This window comes from Maribacter sp. (genome assembly GCF_039974175.1).
Classification (GTDB): Bacteria; Bacteroidota; Bacteroidia; order Flavobacteriales; family Flavobacteriaceae; genus Maribacter_C.
Map to the genome: position 1 here is coordinate 703,566 of NZ_JBDWJN010000003.1, position 15,600 is coordinate 719,165.

Sequence of the window (15,600 nt, forward strand, 5' to 3'; positions counted from 1 at the left end):
TTTCTGTTGTTAACTGTTTATAGCTTTGATGAATTCTTGCCCGAGAGTACTCAGGGTCTTATAGACCGTTTCATCTGAATTTTTACGGGTAAGTTCTATTCGAAGTTTATTATTTTTAAGTTCAACTTTATACGTTGGTTTACCATCATGGGCTGTTTTTTTCCAAACCATCGTTTTGAATCCAGATGAAGTTCTGTTGTCATCTAAAACTTTAGAAACTGCTTTTTGAACAGCTTCAATCTGACCATCTTCAAAAAACAAGCTTATTTTATAGGCTTTATTGGTCAACTTGACAGTGTAGTCATCTTCAAACTGATACTCATAGTGCACTCCTTTAGTAGAAGTTTCAAAGTCGTAGATCTTTACCATTTCGGGACTTAAATGAAAGGTATTATTCTTTGTTTTCTGGGCAGATACGCCTAGAACGGCTAATACTACCATGCATAATGTGATTTTTAAATTTTTCATGTTTTTCGTTTTTTAGATTATTTTGATATCTCTGACTGACTGTAGGCTTATTGCGCTTTCTCCTTTTGATATACTCGAATGGCATTCCAACTTTCTTGAATCAACTGTGATGCTATAGGGTTATCAAGCGCATTGGAATTCGTAAAGAAAATGGCTCCTAGTTTAATGTCTTCGTAGTAGTACATGAGCGTCACAATGCCAGGGTCTCCTCCATTATGTCCGATTATGTTGTTTCTATTGCGCTCCCAAAAGTAGCCGTAGTTGCTTTTTACTTCTTGCTTTGTACGATAGTGTTCTTTTGTTAAATGTGCCCGCATCATTTCTTCGCATTGTTCCTTTGTTAGAACCATTCCTTTACCATAATAGCAGTTTATCATTTCTTGTGCGTACTTCGTAAGCCCGAAAACACTTGTACGCAATCCTCCATCAGGATAGCTGTTCAATGAATACTTAGGTAATGCTATGCCATTGTCGGAATACGTCTTTGCATGATTTTCTTCATCGATTGAATCATAAGACCACCCCATATTTTTAATGCCAATTTTGCTAAAAATGTGTTCCTGTGTAAACTCAGGAAAAGATTTTTGTGAGGCTACTTCAATACAATACGCGGCCAAAGCAGCTCCCATATTAGAATAATTGTACTTTTCCCCCGGGGCGGTCTTTAAGAAGTTTTTCTTTTTATACATACTTCCTTCTGAGGTAAAATACGCTTTTAGAAAAGCCCCAAGTGCCATAGGTTTATTCTTGATTAATTCGTGCATGTATTTTGCAGTATTCCTGTCATATATATCGGGTTCGACCTCCTCTGGGTTTTCCAACACATAGCTCATATCATAGGCTTTGTCAGTATCATATATCCCAGACGTATGTGTAGCTAAATGGGCAATAGTTATCTGTTTTTCTGGATGCTTTGCATGAACTACTTGAAATGGTAAAATATCATTAATAGGCGTATCTATCGAAAATAGACCAAGTTCTACAGCCTTCATCAAAGACACTCCGATAAAAGTTTTTGAAATTGAACCAATGTTCTGAATGGTATTGATTGTATAAGGTTTATCATTTTCCTTGTCTGCGTACCCATAGCCTTTTTGGTATAAGATATCATCAGTGGAAAAAACTGATACACCAAATCCGACAAGTCCGCCTTGCTTAACTATGCTATCTAGTTTTTGATGTAGTTTTTCTTCAGCTTTTTGGGCCTTTACATTAAGTGCCACCGTGATTAGCAGTAACAAAGTGATTGTACTATTTTTCATGTTTTTCGTTTTTTGACACTGAAGCACGTTCAGTATGTATTGATGAGATAAACTCCCTTTATTGATTAATTTTAAATGTTAATCCAACACCTCGAACACTTTCAATAGCAATAGTGGCATCTTGTTTAAAGTATTTCCGAAGTCGGCTAATGAATACGTCCATACTTCTTCCTGAGAAAAAGTCGTCGTTGCCCCAAACGTCTTTGAGGAGGTCTTCGCGCTTAATCATTGTGTTTTTATTTTGGTATAAATACTGTATCAAAACCGTCTCTTTTTCGGTCAACCGTTGCTCTTGCCCACCCAACAACAATTTATGATTAATAGAATCGAATTCGTATTTTCCAATTTTGCTCAAGGCTTCCTTTCGAGCCTGAATTCGCTGTGTGCGTTTCAAGATATTTTTTAATCGCAATACCAAAATATCAGCTTCAAAGGGTTTGACGATATAGTCATCAGCCCCTAGTTTCAAGCCAGTGATTCTATCCTCTTTCAACTTCTTGGCCGTTAGAAACACAAATGGCACCTCAGGATTTAAAGCAACCACTTTTTCGGCCAAGGTGAAACCATCCATTTTTGGCATCATCACATCAAACACACAAATGTCAAAGTCACTCTTCGCAAAACAATCCCATGCTTCCTTGCCATCTTTTGCCCATGTGACCTGATACTCATGTATTTCCAAATACTGTTTTAGAATACTTCCAAAATCAAAATCATCTTCTGCTAATAGTACGCGTGCCATAAATCTTAATTTACAGGTATGGTAATTTTAAACGTTGTGCCTTTGTTTACCTCGCTTTCTAGCCCAATGCTTCCGTCATGAGCGTCTACAACTTGCTTGGTATAATACAACCCAAGGCCTAGTCCTTTAACATTATGAACATTTCCAGAGACCACTCTATAGAACTTCTCAAAAATGGCTATTTGGTCTTTTTGCGAAATTCCAATTCCATTATCGAATATTTCAATTTCGTAGTGATTGTTGGTTAATCGGGTCGTAATTCTTATCTCAATTGTTTCCTTTCCATATTTAACAGCGTTTTCGAGAATGTTGAACAAGGCCGTGGTAAACAAAAAAGTATCTATTCGCAACATTACCTCCTTGGGTTCAATTTGCCTTTGAATACTTAGGTCTTGACTTTGTACTGAAAGCGAAAAATCGTCAATGATGTTCTTAAAATAGGCGTTGTCGATTACTTGCTCTTTATTCAATACCAATTCTTCAGATCCTAAGCTATTGGTCATAACCTGATCGATAAGTTTTTGCAATCTGGTATTTTGACGATCTAGTATGCCAAGCGTAATATCAAATGCTTTGGGAGAATCTAATATCTCTCTTTGTTTTAAGCTCTTAGAGGCAAGACTTAAGGTAGCCAGGGGTGTTTTTAGCTCATGGGTAATGTTATTGATGAAATCAGTTTTTACATCAGCAACTTTTTTCTGTTTGATGAGGTTTTTTATGGAATAGTAGAATAGGCCAACCACAAAAAGTAGCAGCAAAATTGATCCTGTCAATACCCCTGCCATTCGACCAAGTAAAATGCGTTTCCATTCTGAAATACTCATTCGATCTCTGGTCATGACCCGAAACTCGAATGTTCTTTCTATACCCTGATCATCAATTTGTGAATAATCAGTTTGCCATCTCGCCTGACTAATATTATACCCTTCATCTTCATCAAAATTCTCACCAAGTACAAAGATGGGATTTTCTTCATTGAATGCATATACGGTATCATTGGCAATAGAATCAACAATGGTAATGGAATAAATACTCTTTTTAAATTGCATCTCATACCCTAAGTTTGACTTTTTCAACTCAGCTTGATACAGCTTATTAAAGACCTTCGACAATGAATCTTTATCCTGTCTTAATATGTCAAGAAATTCTTCCTTTGCTAAATCTTCAAATCGATATTCCCAAAGAAGTTCTGCAAATTGTTGCCCCCAAAGTTCGGCCGTTTCTACGACTAATTCCGCTTCATCATCCAATCTACCTACAGCGTTCTTAGTTTCGTTTAAAAACGCTTTTTTCTTTAGCTCATAGGTGTTGTAAATAAGATAGGTTTGGATTCCCGTTAACGCCATAAGTGTTATTACCGCAGTAATGATAAGTATGTTTATTTTTTTCTTCATGTTTGGTTTTTAAACGTCCCAACATTTCAAAAGTAGAATAAACACTAGGTTTTGCATAAAATGGAGCTACCGTTAACCCACCATTAACGTTAAATTTGTGTTGAGCGCCTATTTATAGGAGGTTTTCAATGATTCGTTAACGGCGTATTTAACAGTAAAAAACAAGCCATTAACGTATAAAAAGAAGCCCTTCATGCTTTTTTACAATAAAGCAAAGAACATAATTGACCTCATTATGCGACTTCACCCTTACTGTTTATCGAGCGAGAAAAGCCGTTCATCCGACACACAACATTTTAGGATGGGTTCACAACAATAATTTAGTAAGATTGAGAAACTGCGATATCTTTACATTGTTATTAAGTGATAGTATTGACCCCAAATCGAATCTTGAACTTAACTGAATTTTTGAAAGTATCTTTCCCCAAATCGATACTTGACCAAAAAAGTTTAAACCGATTAAGAATCGGAACTCAAATTTTACTAATACCTACTTTGTAAAAAATACCCTGACGTAAGTTGGGGTTTTTTTATGATGCCAAACTGTTATGAATAATAGCAATAAAAAAGTGTGCAGTTCATCGATAAGACCATACATTTTAACTTAGTTCACAACAGATATCGAATCGTTCACAACAAAAATTTAGGGATATTGCATGCTACATTTACATTGGTCATGTATTTGAGATTTAGTGTTATGTCCCAATGAAACTAATCTTAACCGAAAATTTTAAGTATTTGGATTGTACCCAAGTCTAGGCTTGACCTGAAAATTTGATTTTATTGACTGTAACAACCAAATTTAACGAATCCTACTTAACTAAAAACGCCCTGACAATGTCAGGGCGTTTACTTTTATATAGGTAAGTGCTATTAAAGCGAGTAGTTCAATCCAAACAACCAATAACTCTGTACAGGGTTGTCAACATTGTCAAATGTTGGTGTTGGAGTAGGGGTTGGTGTCAAACCAAGGGCATTCGCCAACGCCTCTTGTTTGTTATTTCTTAAACCGAATTCAAACCCTAATCCGATTCCTTTCCACAAGGTGTAACCAAAAGAGTTTATCCATGTCCAGTTAGATAAATCGCCACTCTTGTAACTCTGAAAAGTAGAGAAGTTGGTTTTGAAGTTAACTGCTCCTATTTGTCTGGTATAGTCTACCACGATCTTGGCTCCTGTAGAAGACTCAAATACCGAGTCTTCACTAGAAAATACAAAGTTGTAGTTTAATGGGTGGATCACAACCACCATATCTTGTACCGGCAACCAAGTAACCCCTACACCAAAATCAAGATAACCGGGGTCATTAAAGTTGTTAATAATAGAAGTACGATATTCCGCTAAGGCAGAAGCCGCAAATTTTTTACTTAGATTATACCCAAAAAGCGAAGTGATATTAAATACATCGGTTGTACCATTGAAACTATCATCATCAGTATCAATATCTTTATTATCTAACTTCACCCATTGCAAATTGATATTTGCAGCGTTATTCCAGAAGTACTTTTCTTGTTTTAGGTTGGCAAAACCGTTCAGTGTAACCCCTATATTTCCTGAAGAATTGTTGGGAGTTCCTTGCGAATACCAATTTTTAGAACCCGCTAAATTTGCTCCTATCGTTCCGAACATTCCTTTTCTCCAGCCGGGGAGGGCATCGATTTCAGCCTGAATAGCGTCAAGCCTTCCTTGAATAGCCGCAATAGAATCTTTTTTAGGACCCAATTGCGCCTTTAACTCATCTGCAGTTTGCGTATCGGTTTGTGCAAAAGTGAACGCACATACGAACAATGCTGTAGCAGCAAAAAGTGATTTTCTCATAATGTTAATGTTTAGTGTTTAAGGGAATTTTGTGGGGCAAAGGTAAGAAATGTCAAGAAAACACGAATATATCTCGCATTATTTCTTCTTATACAAAGGCACCGAAGAGCAGGCCTCACCGTACATAACGCTCTTGGCGACCGTCTGTATTTTTGCAGTAATCCAAAGGTAGGCGTTGGGTGGTACGGGCTTATTTGTACACCCTTTTATGATGACCGGTTTGTCTTGATAAGGGCTGACATCAAGGTCTTCAATTGTCGCTTGATAGATTGCAGTTTCCAATTGCTCCAGATCGCCTACAACCACCTTTTTAGCAAAGGGTTGCAGCTTAGAGGCTATTAGCATATTTGCCCATCCCGGAACAATGGCCTCTGTAGAACAGTTAAGCGCAACAAAACTATCTTTGTATTGCTCCCAATTGTGCTTGGAAACATGATTTCTGAATTCTTTCTCTCTTAAGATAAAACCCTCGTGCAACCAGTCTTTAATGTCTAAAACAACGCGTCGGCCTTCAAGATAATAATCCTCAAGGTCAAATGTAAGCAGTTGGCTTTGGGCAACTCTATTTACAATTTCATCAGGCATAGTACTTATCAAAAGGGTCTAGCCCTTGCTTGTCTTGAGCGACAGTAGAAGAGCGCGACCTGATAATTAATTAATTTACAGTAACCCCAATTCTAACTTGGCCTCTTCACTCATAAGGTCTTGTGTCCAGGGTGGATCAAAAGTAATTTCGACCTCTGCATCTTTTACCATATTCAATGATTTCACCTTCTCTTCGACTTCCACCGGAAGTGTTTCGGCAACAGGACAGTTAGGAGACGTAAGTGTCATCAGTATCTTAACATCATTTTCCTCATTGACCAACACATCGTATATCAAACCCAATTCGTAGATATCGACTGGTATCTCTGGGTCATAAATGGTTTTTAAAACGTTTACTATTTTCTCTCCAAGTTCCTGGGTGTCTATTGTTGTCTCTTCGCTCATAACGCTCTTAATTTAGCTGTGTCTGGTAGGCCACAGCGTACAATTTCAATTGTTTTATCATACTGACCAATCCGTTGGCCCGGGTTGGTGATAAATGTTCTTTCAATCCAATTTCATCAATAAAATCAGTATTTGCCTCAATAATATCCGCTGGCCTTTGGTTGCTAAACGCTCTGATCAATATCGCAATAATCCCTTTGGTAATTATGGCATCACTGTCGGCGGTAAAAACCAATTTATCCTCCTTTAACTCCGCATGAACCCAAACCTTGCTTTGACATCCCTTTATTATGTTATCATCGGTCTTGTATTGCCCGTCAATAAGCGGGAGTGATTTGCCCAATTCTATCATGTACTCGTAGCGTTGCATCCAATCGTCAAACATTGAAAACTCATCTACGATTTCTTCTTGAATTTCTTGTATTTGCATTCTTAATCTAGGTTAGTATTCAGATTCATCTTGGATCGGTCAACATCTTTACAAAAATACGACAAGTAACTTTGGTTTTCAATTGTTTAAGACAAGGATAACATCTTTACTAAAGCAGCATATTCTTAGCTCTATTAACTCCATCTACCAAAACATCAACTTCTTCTTTTGTATTATAAAAGCAAAAGCTTGCACGCACCGTGCCAGGAATTTTAAAGAAATCCATTATAGGCTGTGCACAATGGTGACCGGTTCTTACTGCGATACCGAGTTTGTCAAGAATAGAACCTATATCGTACGGATGAATTCCTTCGATATTAAAAGATATCACAGAGGTCTTGTTTTTGGCCGTACCATAAATATTTAATCCTTCAATTTCGAGTAGTTTACGGGTGGCATATTCTAAAAGCTCGTGCTCATATTTTGCAATGGCATCGAATCCAATAGCATTCATATAATCTAGGGCGGCCCCAAAAGCAATACCTCCGCAGATATTGGGAGTACCTGCCTCAAATTTGTGCGGCAAATCGGCATAGGTGGTTTTTTCAAAGGTAACTTCGGCAATCATTTCACCACCGCCTTGATATGGGGGGAGTTGATTCAACCATTCCTCTTTGCCATAAAGCATACCGACACCGGTTGGCCCACAAATCTTATGTGCAGAAATCGTATAAAAATCAACATCAAGGGCCTGCATGTCTGCAACAATATGAGGCGCGGCCTGTGCCCCATCAATTAATACCGCGGCACCTACTTGATGTGCTTTATCTATAATTTCTTCTATGGGATTGATGGTTCCTAGGGCGTTGGAAATATGATTGCAAAAAACCAATTTGGTTCTTTCAGAAAGAAGTTCATCAAATACATCCATCAATAGTTCTCCCTTTTGACTCATGGGAATCACTTTCAAAACCCCTCCGGTACGCTCACAAAGCATTTGCCATGGTACGATATTAGAGTGATGTTCCAAGGCGGAAACTAATATCTCGTCGCCTTTTTTAATAAGGGATGAAAATCCGTTGGCCACGATATTTATACTGTGGGTTGTACCCGAAGTAAAAATGATTTCATGGATCTTGGCTGCGTTGAAATGTTTCTGGATTTTGATCCTTGCCTGCTCATATTTATCAGTAGCTTCTTGTGACAGCGCATGAACCCCTCTATGAATGTTCGCATTGTAGTTTTGATAGTAATCAACTATAACATCGATTACCTGTTGTGGGGTCTGTGAAGTGGCGGCATTATCAAGATAAACCAGCGGTTTTCCATTAACCTCACGGTCTAGTATGGGGAAATCTTTACGGATTTTATTTACATCAAACATAGCCATAGCATTGATTTACAAAGATACCCACTATACCCTAAAAAAACGGAGATATCTAGTTCGAAATACAAGTGTTTTTGTGATTATAGAAAGCTATAGTTGGCAGAAAGTTGTAGTGCAGCATTGTAATTCTGAATATTTCCGATCGCACCATTTAAACGGTTGCGAAGACCTAGGTAAAATCTAGGAGAAACTGAAAACCTATCATTGATGTGAACCAAAATGCCAACGGCAGCACCATAATCTAATTGAAAGTTACCAGATACCGATTCTCGCTCATTTAAATTTTGGGTGTCAAGTCCGTCAAAATCTTTGATTTTAGTTACTTGATTCAACAAAAAGGCAAACTGGGGTCCGAACTCGATCGCAATGCGATCACTCAGCTCAAATTGAGCGATAAGGGGTATCGACACATAGTTGAATTGAACTGCAGTGGTAAAATCTGGTTCGTTTATTTGGGGATTGGCAGTTTGTATAAAAACCAAATCTGTATTAAAACGAAAACCCTGAGAAGAATAGAGCAACTCGGGTTGTATGGCAAACTTGTCGGAAAACTCGAAGTTTACAAAAACACCCAAATGCCCTGACAATCTTGGGTTAATACCTTCCGTTAAATCGCCTGCTATAGTGGCATAAGTGAGACCTCCTTTTACTCCAAGCCTGGGTTCTTGAGCCCCTACTGACATTGGAGAAAGAACAAAAAGAAACCCGCTTAAGAAAAGCCCTTTAAAAAAAAGACATGGTATCGTCTTGTGCTTACAGGTCAAAACCTAGATTAACGCCCAATTTCTTGGCAATTAATTTGTTGATTCTTGCCTTAAGTTCAGGAATACGAACACTCTCCAAAACGTTATTTGCAAAAGCGTACATTAGTAAGGCCCGTGCCTCTTTTTCAGGAATTCCGCGAGATTGGAGGTAGAACATGGCGTCCTCATCCAACTGGCCAATGGTGCAACCGTGAGAACACTTCACATCGTCTGCAAAAATCTCTAGCTGTGGTTTCGTATTTATAGTCGCCTTATCGCTTATTAAGATGTTGTTGTTCTGTTGAAACGCGTTGGTTTTCTGAGCGATTTTATCTACGATGATTTTACCATTGAAAACACCAGTTGAGTTCTCACCGTAAATACCTTTGTAATCTTGGTGGCTTTCACAGTTAGGTTCTATATGATGCACTAAGGTATGATGATCAACATGCTGCTTTTCTCCTAAAATGGTTACTCCCTTCATTGTAGAGTCCATATACTCACCATGCTGATAGAAATTTAGATTATTACGTGTTAACTTTCCGCCGAAAGAAAAGGTATGTACGTTGACAAAACTTTTACTCTTCTGGTTGATATAGGTGTTGTCGACTAGCGAAGCCGTTGCAGCATCATTCTGCACCTTGTAATAATCTACAATAGCGCTTTTGGCCGCAAAAATTTCGGTTACAGAGTTGGTCAACACTTCGTTAGAGGTTAAACTTTGATGACGTTCGATAACTTGTAGCTCGGCATTTTCTTCTACAATAATCAAATTTCTTGGCTGTAGCATCAAAGAAGCCTCATTTCCGGTGGCAAAATGAACGATCTCTACGGGCTTCTTAGGCATTTTATTTTTAGGAATGTAAATATAAGCCCCCTCTCTGCTAAAAGCAGTGTTTAGTGTGGTTAGCGACTCTTCCTTAGACGCGACCTTATTAAAATAAACATCAATTACCGCCTTGTACATGGGCTTAGTCAAAGCCGAACTCATCAAACAGATATCTACCCCATCGTGGGTAGTTTCGGAAAGGTTTGAACTATATATTCCGTCAATAAATACGATTTTATAGGTATCGATGTCGTGAATAAAGTACTTCTTGACATCTTTATAATCAAGGGCATTGTCTCGTTTTGGGAAAATGCTGAAATCAATCTTCTGAAGATTATTCAATGATGTATACTTCCAAGCTTCTTCTTTTCTAGAAGGAAAGCCTTTCTCTTCAAAATTCTTCATAGCCTCAATACGTACATCGTGCACCGGATGGTCAATGTCAACGTTATTCTCGAATGCCATAAAGGAGGAAACTAGTTTACCTTTTAAATCCATATTTTCTAAGTCTATCACATTGCAGTGACCGTTGGCAGGAAGTAATTTTGTTTACTGCTAACCGCTACTACCTACTTTTTTTAAACAGTGGCTTCTTGTTTAATCCAATCGTACCCTTTTGCTTCAAGTTCTAAAGCCAATTCTTTGCCTCCAGATTTTACAATCTTGCCGTTGTGCAATACATGTACAAAATCGGGAACGATGTACTCTAACAAACGCTGATAATGTGTAATTACAATAACCGCATTGTCTTTGCTTTTTAATTTGTTAACTCCATTGGCAACAATACGAAGGGCATCGATATCCAAACCAGAATCGGTTTCGTCTAAGATGGCCAATTTGGGTTCTAACATCGCCATTTGAAAGATTTCGTTTCGCTTCTTCTCACCACCAGAAAATCCCTCGTTCAGAGAGCGAGACAAAAACTTACGGTCTATCTCTAACATTTCAGCCTTCTCACGAATGAGCTTCAACATCTGATTTGCCGGCATGTCATCTAAGCCTTTTGCCTTGCGCGACTCGTTTATAGCCGTCTTCATAAAGTTCGTAACCGATACGCCTGGTATCTCTACTGGATATTGAAATGAAAGAAAAACACCCTTGTGGGCACGTTCTTCGGGAGCATCATCTTCCAAATCTTCTCCATCGAGAACTACACTCCCTTGGGTTACTTCGAATTCTTCCTTCCCTGCAATTACAGCTGCCAAGGTACTTTTGCCCGAACCGTTTGGCCCCATGATGGCATGAACTTCCCCTGCATTTACTTCAAGGTTGATCCCATTTAATATTTCCTTATCCTCTACACTAGCGTGTAAATCATTTATCTTAAGCATATTTTTTACTTTAAATATTCGGGTGCCTTAGGCATTTTATTGAAATCTTCTTTTTGGTGTTGCAAATAAACCTTTGCGTTCTTTTCTTTGGCAAAAGCCTCAAATGCATCCATACTCTCGAGGGTTTGGTTTACATCGAAATTAAAAATCGGAACTCTTTTGTATGCTCTGTTTTCGTATAAATGGTACAAGTCTCCTGTTAATAAAGTCGGTCCGTGTTCAGCCAGGTCGAGATACAAAACTTGATGGCCGGGTGTATGACCCGGCATTGATTTGATGATTACGCTACCATCACTAAAAACATCAAAATCGCCGTTTAACTTTTGAGTCTTCGTAAGTTCTTTTATGGCGTTGTAATTATCTGCGTTTGTTTTTTGCGATTCTTCGCTTGTAATGAAACTATGTTCCGCTTCTTGTACCAACCAGGTAGAATTCTTAAAGGTGTTGGCATGGCCGCTATGATCAAAATGTGTATGTGAAAGCGCAATATAATTGATGTCATCAATATCCATACCTATTGATTTCAATTGATTCACCACAGAATCTTTTCTTGAAACTGTAAAATTGCCATCACCTGAAGTTAATGGTTCATTCATCGCGATGAGCCCTTCTGGTAGCCCGGCATCCCACATTAAGTTTCCATTAGGATGACTCACAACATAAAAGGCATCAGCAAACTCTTTTGTCTGGCCATGATAGGTGGTGTCTTGTGAAAACAATTCTAGATTGTTAACCATTACAGTGCCTCCATCGAAGGTATAAAGTTTAACCTCTGGTTTCTGTATTTTTTCAGACTCCGTAGCGGCCTCTGGAACTTCTTTCTTTATTTCTTTACAGGAGAAAACAACTGTAAGTATAGCTAATACTGCAATTCGTTTTTTCATTTTCGTGTTTCTTATCCTACAGAACCTTCCAGGCTTATTTCCAAAAGCTTTTGTGCTTCTACTGCAAATTCCATAGGCAGTTTATTTAGTACTTCCTTGCTGAAACCATTTACAATTAAAGCAATCGCCTTTTCGGTATCAATGCCCCTTTGATTGCAATAGAAAATTTGGTCTTCCCCAATCTTACTTGTGGTTGCCTCATGCTCAATTTGGGCGGTTTTATTCTTTGCTTCGATATACGGAAAAGTATGCGCTCCACATTCATTTCCCATCAGTAAGGAATCACATTGTGAAAAGTTTCGGGCATTTTCTGCCCTTGAACCAATTTGCACCAATCCTCGATAACTATTTTGTGATTTTCCTGCAGAAATACCCTTCGAAATAATGGTGCTTTTTGTATTCTTTCCTAAATGAATCATTTTGGTACCCGTATCCGCTTGTTGAAAATTGTTGGTTACGGCAATGGAATAGAATTCTCCCACGGAGTTATTTCCTTTGAGTACACAGGAAGGATATTTCCAGGTAACCGCAGAACCCGTTTCTACCTGTGTCCATGATATCTTCGAATTCGTTTCACACAAACCTCTTTTGGTCACAAAGTTGTAAACCCCGCCTTTGCCTTCGCTATTACCAGGATACCAATTTTGTACCGTTGAGTATTTTATTTCGGCATCATCTAGAGCAATGAGTTCCACTACCGCAGCATGCAATTGGTTTTCGTCTCGTGATGGTGCCGTACAACCTTCTAAATAACTCACATAGCTACTCTCATCGGCAATTACCAACGTACGCTCAAACTGTCCAGTGCCGCCTTCGTTAATTCTAAAATAGGTAGACAATTCCATGGGGCATTTTACTCCTTTGGGAATATAACAGAATGACCCATCAGTAAAGACCGCCGAGTTCAATGCAGCATAAAAGTTATCTGTTTTCGGCACAACCGTGCCCATATATTTTTTTACCAGTTCTGGATGTTCTTGGATAGCTTCCGAGATGGGCATAAAGATAATTCCCTTTTCTGCTAAGGTCTTTTTAAAGGTTGTGGCAACAGAAACGGAATCGACCACAATATCAACAGCCACATTTTGTAATTTCTTTTGTTCATCAACCGAAATGCCCAATTTTCGATACATTTCCAATAAATCAGGATCCACATCGTCTAACGACTTATTGGGGTCAGCAGCTTTTGGAGCCGAATAGTAACTGATGGCCTGAAAATCAGGCTTCTCATAATGAACATTTGCCCATTCAGGTTCCTCCATTTTTTCCCAGATACGAAAAGCTTCCAAGCGCCAGGCTGTCATCCACTCGGGCTCATTCTTCTTTTTAGAAATTGCACGAACAATCTCTTCATTCAATCCTTTTGGGAAAGTATCGGACTCAATATCTGTATAGAAACCATATTCATATTCTTTGGTTTCCAATTCTTTCTTTAACTCCTCTTCAGTATATGCCATGCTCTAGTATGTCTAAGTTATAGTGAAAAACTCTCGCCACAACCACAGGTTCGTTGCGCATTTGGGTTGTTGAATACAAACCCCTTACCATTAAGGCCGCCAGAATACTCTAAGACGGTGCCTACCAGGTACAAAAAGCTTTTCTTATCTACGATGATTCGCACATCATTATCTTCAAAGACCTTATCCGTTTCGCCCATCTTGCTATCAAAGTCCAACTCATAAGACAACCCACTGCAGCCGCCGCTTTTGACACCGACGCGAACATAGTCTTTAGCGGCATCAAAACCTTCCTCATTCATCAGGTTGATGACTTTTTGCTTTGCAGTTTCCGATACTTGAATCATAATCTTCTTGCTTACTACCAAATTTATTTGGTATGATTCTAAATAGTTTACAAATATAGGGCATAAGTCTCTTTTTACAAGAGTTCCTAACATTATTATAACGTATGTTGAAATAGGGGTTTTCTATGGTAGAAAATGCAGCGAAGCGAAGTTATTTTTTTCAAATTGGGAAGAAGATCCACGACTTTGCCTGGGTTATGCTTTAGGATAGTCACTTAGCTATACCTTTGCTATTTAAGTTTGATGATCACCGCATCTGATTTTCCTTTGTTTTGCAGATTTGGAAAATCTTCACTTGACATTTCTCCAACTAAAACGATGCCCCCATCTTCGGTCTCCAGGGCGTCATACCCAAAGTCAAGTCCGGCACCGCCAAAGGTTTTTTGCCATTCCATATTACCATTGGCATCTGTTTTCACAAGCCAGATGTCATTTTCACCAGCATTGGCATTCAAGTCAATGTCAATACTTTTAGAATTCCCAACTATAATAAAACCCCCATCTTTGCTCAACGAAACGCTTTGACCGTCTTCAAACTGTGAACCGCCATAACTTCTATCCCAAACCTTAGTTCCGTTCGCATCAATCTTAAGCAACCAAATATCAGATTCTCCATTGTTGCTGGAAACATCGGTGTCATTACTAAACGTATTTCCTGTAATTACGTAACCGCCATCTTTTGTTTTAGCAATGTCTTGAGCTCTTTCAATTCCGGTTCCCCCGAAAGAACCTTCCCAAACCAGGTTGCCCTTATCATCAACTTTAACTACCCAGAAATCATAACTGCCTCTTGAATTCGCGATATCGAAATCATTGCTCTCTGTAAAGCCTGCCATTACGTAACCGCCGTCGTCCGCTCGCACTACAGCGTGTGCACGATCATTATTGGTGCCTCCGAAATACCCTCGCCACTCGACATTGGCTTTGGCGTCTATTTTTGTACCCCAAAACTCTCCCACCCCATGTCTAACTGCCGAATTCGTTTTTTCAGTATTGCCATCTGCTCTGGCCGAAGTAATATCTAAAAACCCTACGAAAAATAATCCTCCATTTTCTGTTTCCAAAAGGTCATACGAATGATCATGCCCTGAAAATCCGAAACTTTTTTCCCATTCAATAGTTCCAGTTGCATCTAACTTTAGAATCCAATTATCATGAAACCCTTTGTTCACACTGCCGTCGCCATCACTACTCATGGCGTATCCTGTTAAAGCGTATCCACCATCTTGGGTTTGTACTAGGCTCTGCCCTCGGTCATCTTTGCTTCCACCGTAAGTTTTACTCCATTGCAATGTTCCTTCTGCATCAATTTTGAGTAACCAATAGTCATTAACCGCTAAATTTTTCGCGTTCAAATCACCATCTGTGCTATTTGAAAAACCAAAGACAGCGTACCCACCATCAGTGGTTGCAATGACAGCCCTGGCGGTATCATCTTCTGAGCCACCAAAACTCTTCAACCAAGCTACCTCACCTATAAACGAAGTTTTAGGAATCTCACTGCTATTTATAAGCTCGGTGTCTTTAGTACATCCAAAAGCAAACAACAAGCTAAGTATGTAAAGAAACTTCCTCAAT

At 38.8% G+C, this 15,600-nt stretch carries 16 protein-coding genes; all 16 read right to left on the reverse strand.

Translation table 11 applies throughout. From position 1 onward, the window contains the following. Positions 1-9: 9 nt before the first annotated feature. Entirely contained in the window at positions 10-468 is a 459-nt protein-coding gene (locus tag ABJN95_RS04165; protein WP_348368740.1) for a hypothetical protein, read from the reverse strand. Positions 469-515: 47 nt separating this feature from the next. Beyond that, the gene (locus ABJN95_RS04170) at positions 516-1,730 is read right to left on the reverse strand and encodes a serine hydrolase domain-containing protein (protein WP_348368741.1); all 1,215 of its coding nucleotides are present in this window, start codon (positions 1,728-1,730) and stop codon (positions 516-518) included. Between the two features lie 58 nt (positions 1,731-1,788). Continuing rightward, a complete protein-coding gene (locus ABJN95_RS04175) occupies positions 1,789-2,472 on the reverse strand; it encodes a response regulator transcription factor (RefSeq protein WP_348368742.1) in 684 nt (227 codons plus the stop codon). Positions 2,473-2,477: 5 nt separating this feature from the next. After that, a complete protein-coding gene (locus ABJN95_RS04180) occupies positions 2,478-3,866 on the reverse strand; it encodes a HAMP domain-containing sensor histidine kinase (RefSeq protein WP_348368743.1) in 1,389 nt (462 codons plus the stop codon). An 873-nt stretch (positions 3,867-4,739) separates the two neighbouring features. Beyond that, the gene (locus tag ABJN95_RS04185; protein ID WP_348368744.1) at positions 4,740-5,684 is read right to left on the reverse strand and encodes a DUF3078 domain-containing protein; all 945 of its coding nucleotides are present in this window, start codon (positions 5,682-5,684) and stop codon (positions 4,740-4,742) included. Positions 5,685-5,762: 78 nt separating this feature from the next. Then, entirely contained in the window at positions 5,763-6,269 is a 507-nt protein-coding gene (locus ABJN95_RS04190; protein WP_348368745.1) for a DUF2480 family protein, read from the reverse strand. Positions 6,270-6,344: 75 nt separating this feature from the next. Next, positions 6,345-6,674: a DUF59 domain-containing protein gene (locus ABJN95_RS04195; protein WP_348368746.1), complete on the reverse strand. Its 330-nt coding sequence runs from the start codon at positions 6,672-6,674 to the stop codon at positions 6,345-6,347. A gap of 7 nt (positions 6,675-6,681) precedes the next feature. Then, complete coding sequence (locus ABJN95_RS04200) at positions 6,682-7,104, reverse strand: SufE family protein (protein WP_348368747.1); 423 nt, start codon at positions 7,102-7,104, stop codon at positions 6,682-6,684. A 109-nt stretch (positions 7,105-7,213) separates the two neighbouring features. Next, entirely contained in the window at positions 7,214-8,428 is a 1,215-nt protein-coding gene (locus ABJN95_RS04205) for a cysteine desulfurase (RefSeq protein WP_348368891.1), read from the reverse strand. A gap of 83 nt (positions 8,429-8,511) precedes the next feature. Further along, the gene (locus tag ABJN95_RS04210) at positions 8,512-9,195 is read right to left on the reverse strand and encodes a porin family protein (protein ID WP_348368748.1); all 684 of its coding nucleotides are present in this window, start codon (positions 9,193-9,195) and stop codon (positions 8,512-8,514) included. Further along, positions 9,185-10,501 carry a Fe-S cluster assembly protein SufD gene (gene sufD, locus ABJN95_RS04215; RefSeq protein WP_348368749.1) on the reverse strand — a complete coding sequence of 439 codons (1,317 nt, stop codon included), beginning with the start codon at positions 10,499-10,501 and terminating at the stop codon, positions 9,185-9,187. Before sufD ends, ABJN95_RS04210 begins: the two co-directional genes overlap by 11 nt. 80 nt (positions 10,502-10,581) lie before the next feature. Then, complete coding sequence (gene sufC / locus ABJN95_RS04220; protein ID WP_348368750.1) at positions 10,582-11,334, reverse strand: Fe-S cluster assembly ATPase SufC; 753 nt, start codon at positions 11,332-11,334, stop codon at positions 10,582-10,584. A gap of 5 nt (positions 11,335-11,339) precedes the next feature. Then, on the reverse strand, positions 11,340-12,218 hold the full coding sequence (locus ABJN95_RS04225) for an N-acyl homoserine lactonase family protein (protein ID WP_348368751.1): 879 nt from the start codon (positions 12,216-12,218) through the stop codon (positions 11,340-11,342). A gap of 11 nt (positions 12,219-12,229) precedes the next feature. Further along, a complete protein-coding gene (gene sufB / locus ABJN95_RS04230) occupies positions 12,230-13,675 on the reverse strand; it encodes a Fe-S cluster assembly protein SufB (RefSeq protein ID WP_348368752.1) in 1,446 nt (481 codons plus the stop codon). A 17-nt stretch (positions 13,676-13,692) separates the two neighbouring features. Continuing rightward, the gene (locus tag ABJN95_RS04235) at positions 13,693-14,022 is read right to left on the reverse strand and encodes an iron-sulfur cluster assembly accessory protein (RefSeq protein ID WP_348368753.1); all 330 of its coding nucleotides are present in this window, start codon (positions 14,020-14,022) and stop codon (positions 13,693-13,695) included. A 230-nt stretch (positions 14,023-14,252) separates the two neighbouring features. Then, a complete protein-coding gene (locus tag ABJN95_RS04240) occupies positions 14,253-15,599 on the reverse strand; it encodes a hypothetical protein (RefSeq protein WP_348368754.1) in 1,347 nt (448 codons plus the stop codon). Between the last annotated feature and the right edge of the window lies 1 nt (position 15,600).

Bases quoted from the DNA above. Each gene is read 5' to 3' on its own strand.
- ABJN95_RS04165 (WP_348368740.1), bottom strand. From the start codon at position 468: ATGAAAAATTTAAAAATCACATTATGCATGGTAGTATTAGCCGTTCTA.
- ABJN95_RS04170 (WP_348368741.1), bottom strand. From the start codon at position 1,730: ATGAAAAATAGTACAATCACTTTGTTACTGCTAATCACGGTGGCACTT.
- ABJN95_RS04175 (WP_348368742.1), bottom strand. From the start codon at position 2,472: ATGGCACGCGTACTATTAGCAGAAGATGATTTTGATTTTGGAAGTATT.
- ABJN95_RS04180 (WP_348368743.1), bottom strand. From the start codon at position 3,866: ATGAAGAAAAAAATAAACATACTTATCATTACTGCGGTAATAACACTT.
- ABJN95_RS04185 (WP_348368744.1), bottom strand. From the start codon at position 5,684: ATGAGAAAATCACTTTTTGCTGCTACAGCATTGTTCGTATGTGCGTTC.
- ABJN95_RS04190 (WP_348368745.1), bottom strand. From the start codon at position 6,269: ATGCCTGATGAAATTGTAAATAGAGTTGCCCAAAGCCAACTGCTTACA.
- ABJN95_RS04195 (WP_348368746.1), bottom strand. From the start codon at position 6,674: ATGAGCGAAGAGACAACAATAGACACCCAGGAACTTGGAGAGAAAATA.
- ABJN95_RS04200 (WP_348368747.1), bottom strand. From the start codon at position 7,104: ATGCAAATACAAGAAATTCAAGAAGAAATCGTAGATGAGTTTTCAATG.
- ABJN95_RS04205 (WP_348368891.1), bottom strand. From the start codon at position 8,428: ATGTTTGATGTAAATAAAATCCGTAAAGATTTCCCCATACTAGACCGT.
- sufD (WP_348368749.1), bottom strand. From the start codon at position 10,501: ATGGATTTAAAAGGTAAACTAGTTTCCTCCTTTATGGCATTCGAGAAT.
- sufC (WP_348368750.1), bottom strand. From the start codon at position 11,334: ATGCTTAAGATAAATGATTTACACGCTAGTGTAGAGGATAAGGAAATA.
- ABJN95_RS04225 (WP_348368751.1), bottom strand. From the start codon at position 12,218: ATGAAAAAACGAATTGCAGTATTAGCTATACTTACAGTTGTTTTCTCC.
- sufB (WP_348368752.1), bottom strand. From the start codon at position 13,675: ATGGCATATACTGAAGAGGAGTTAAAGAAAGAATTGGAAACCAAAGAA.
- ABJN95_RS04235 (WP_348368753.1), bottom strand. From the start codon at position 14,022: ATGATTCAAGTATCGGAAACTGCAAAGCAAAAAGTCATCAACCTGATG.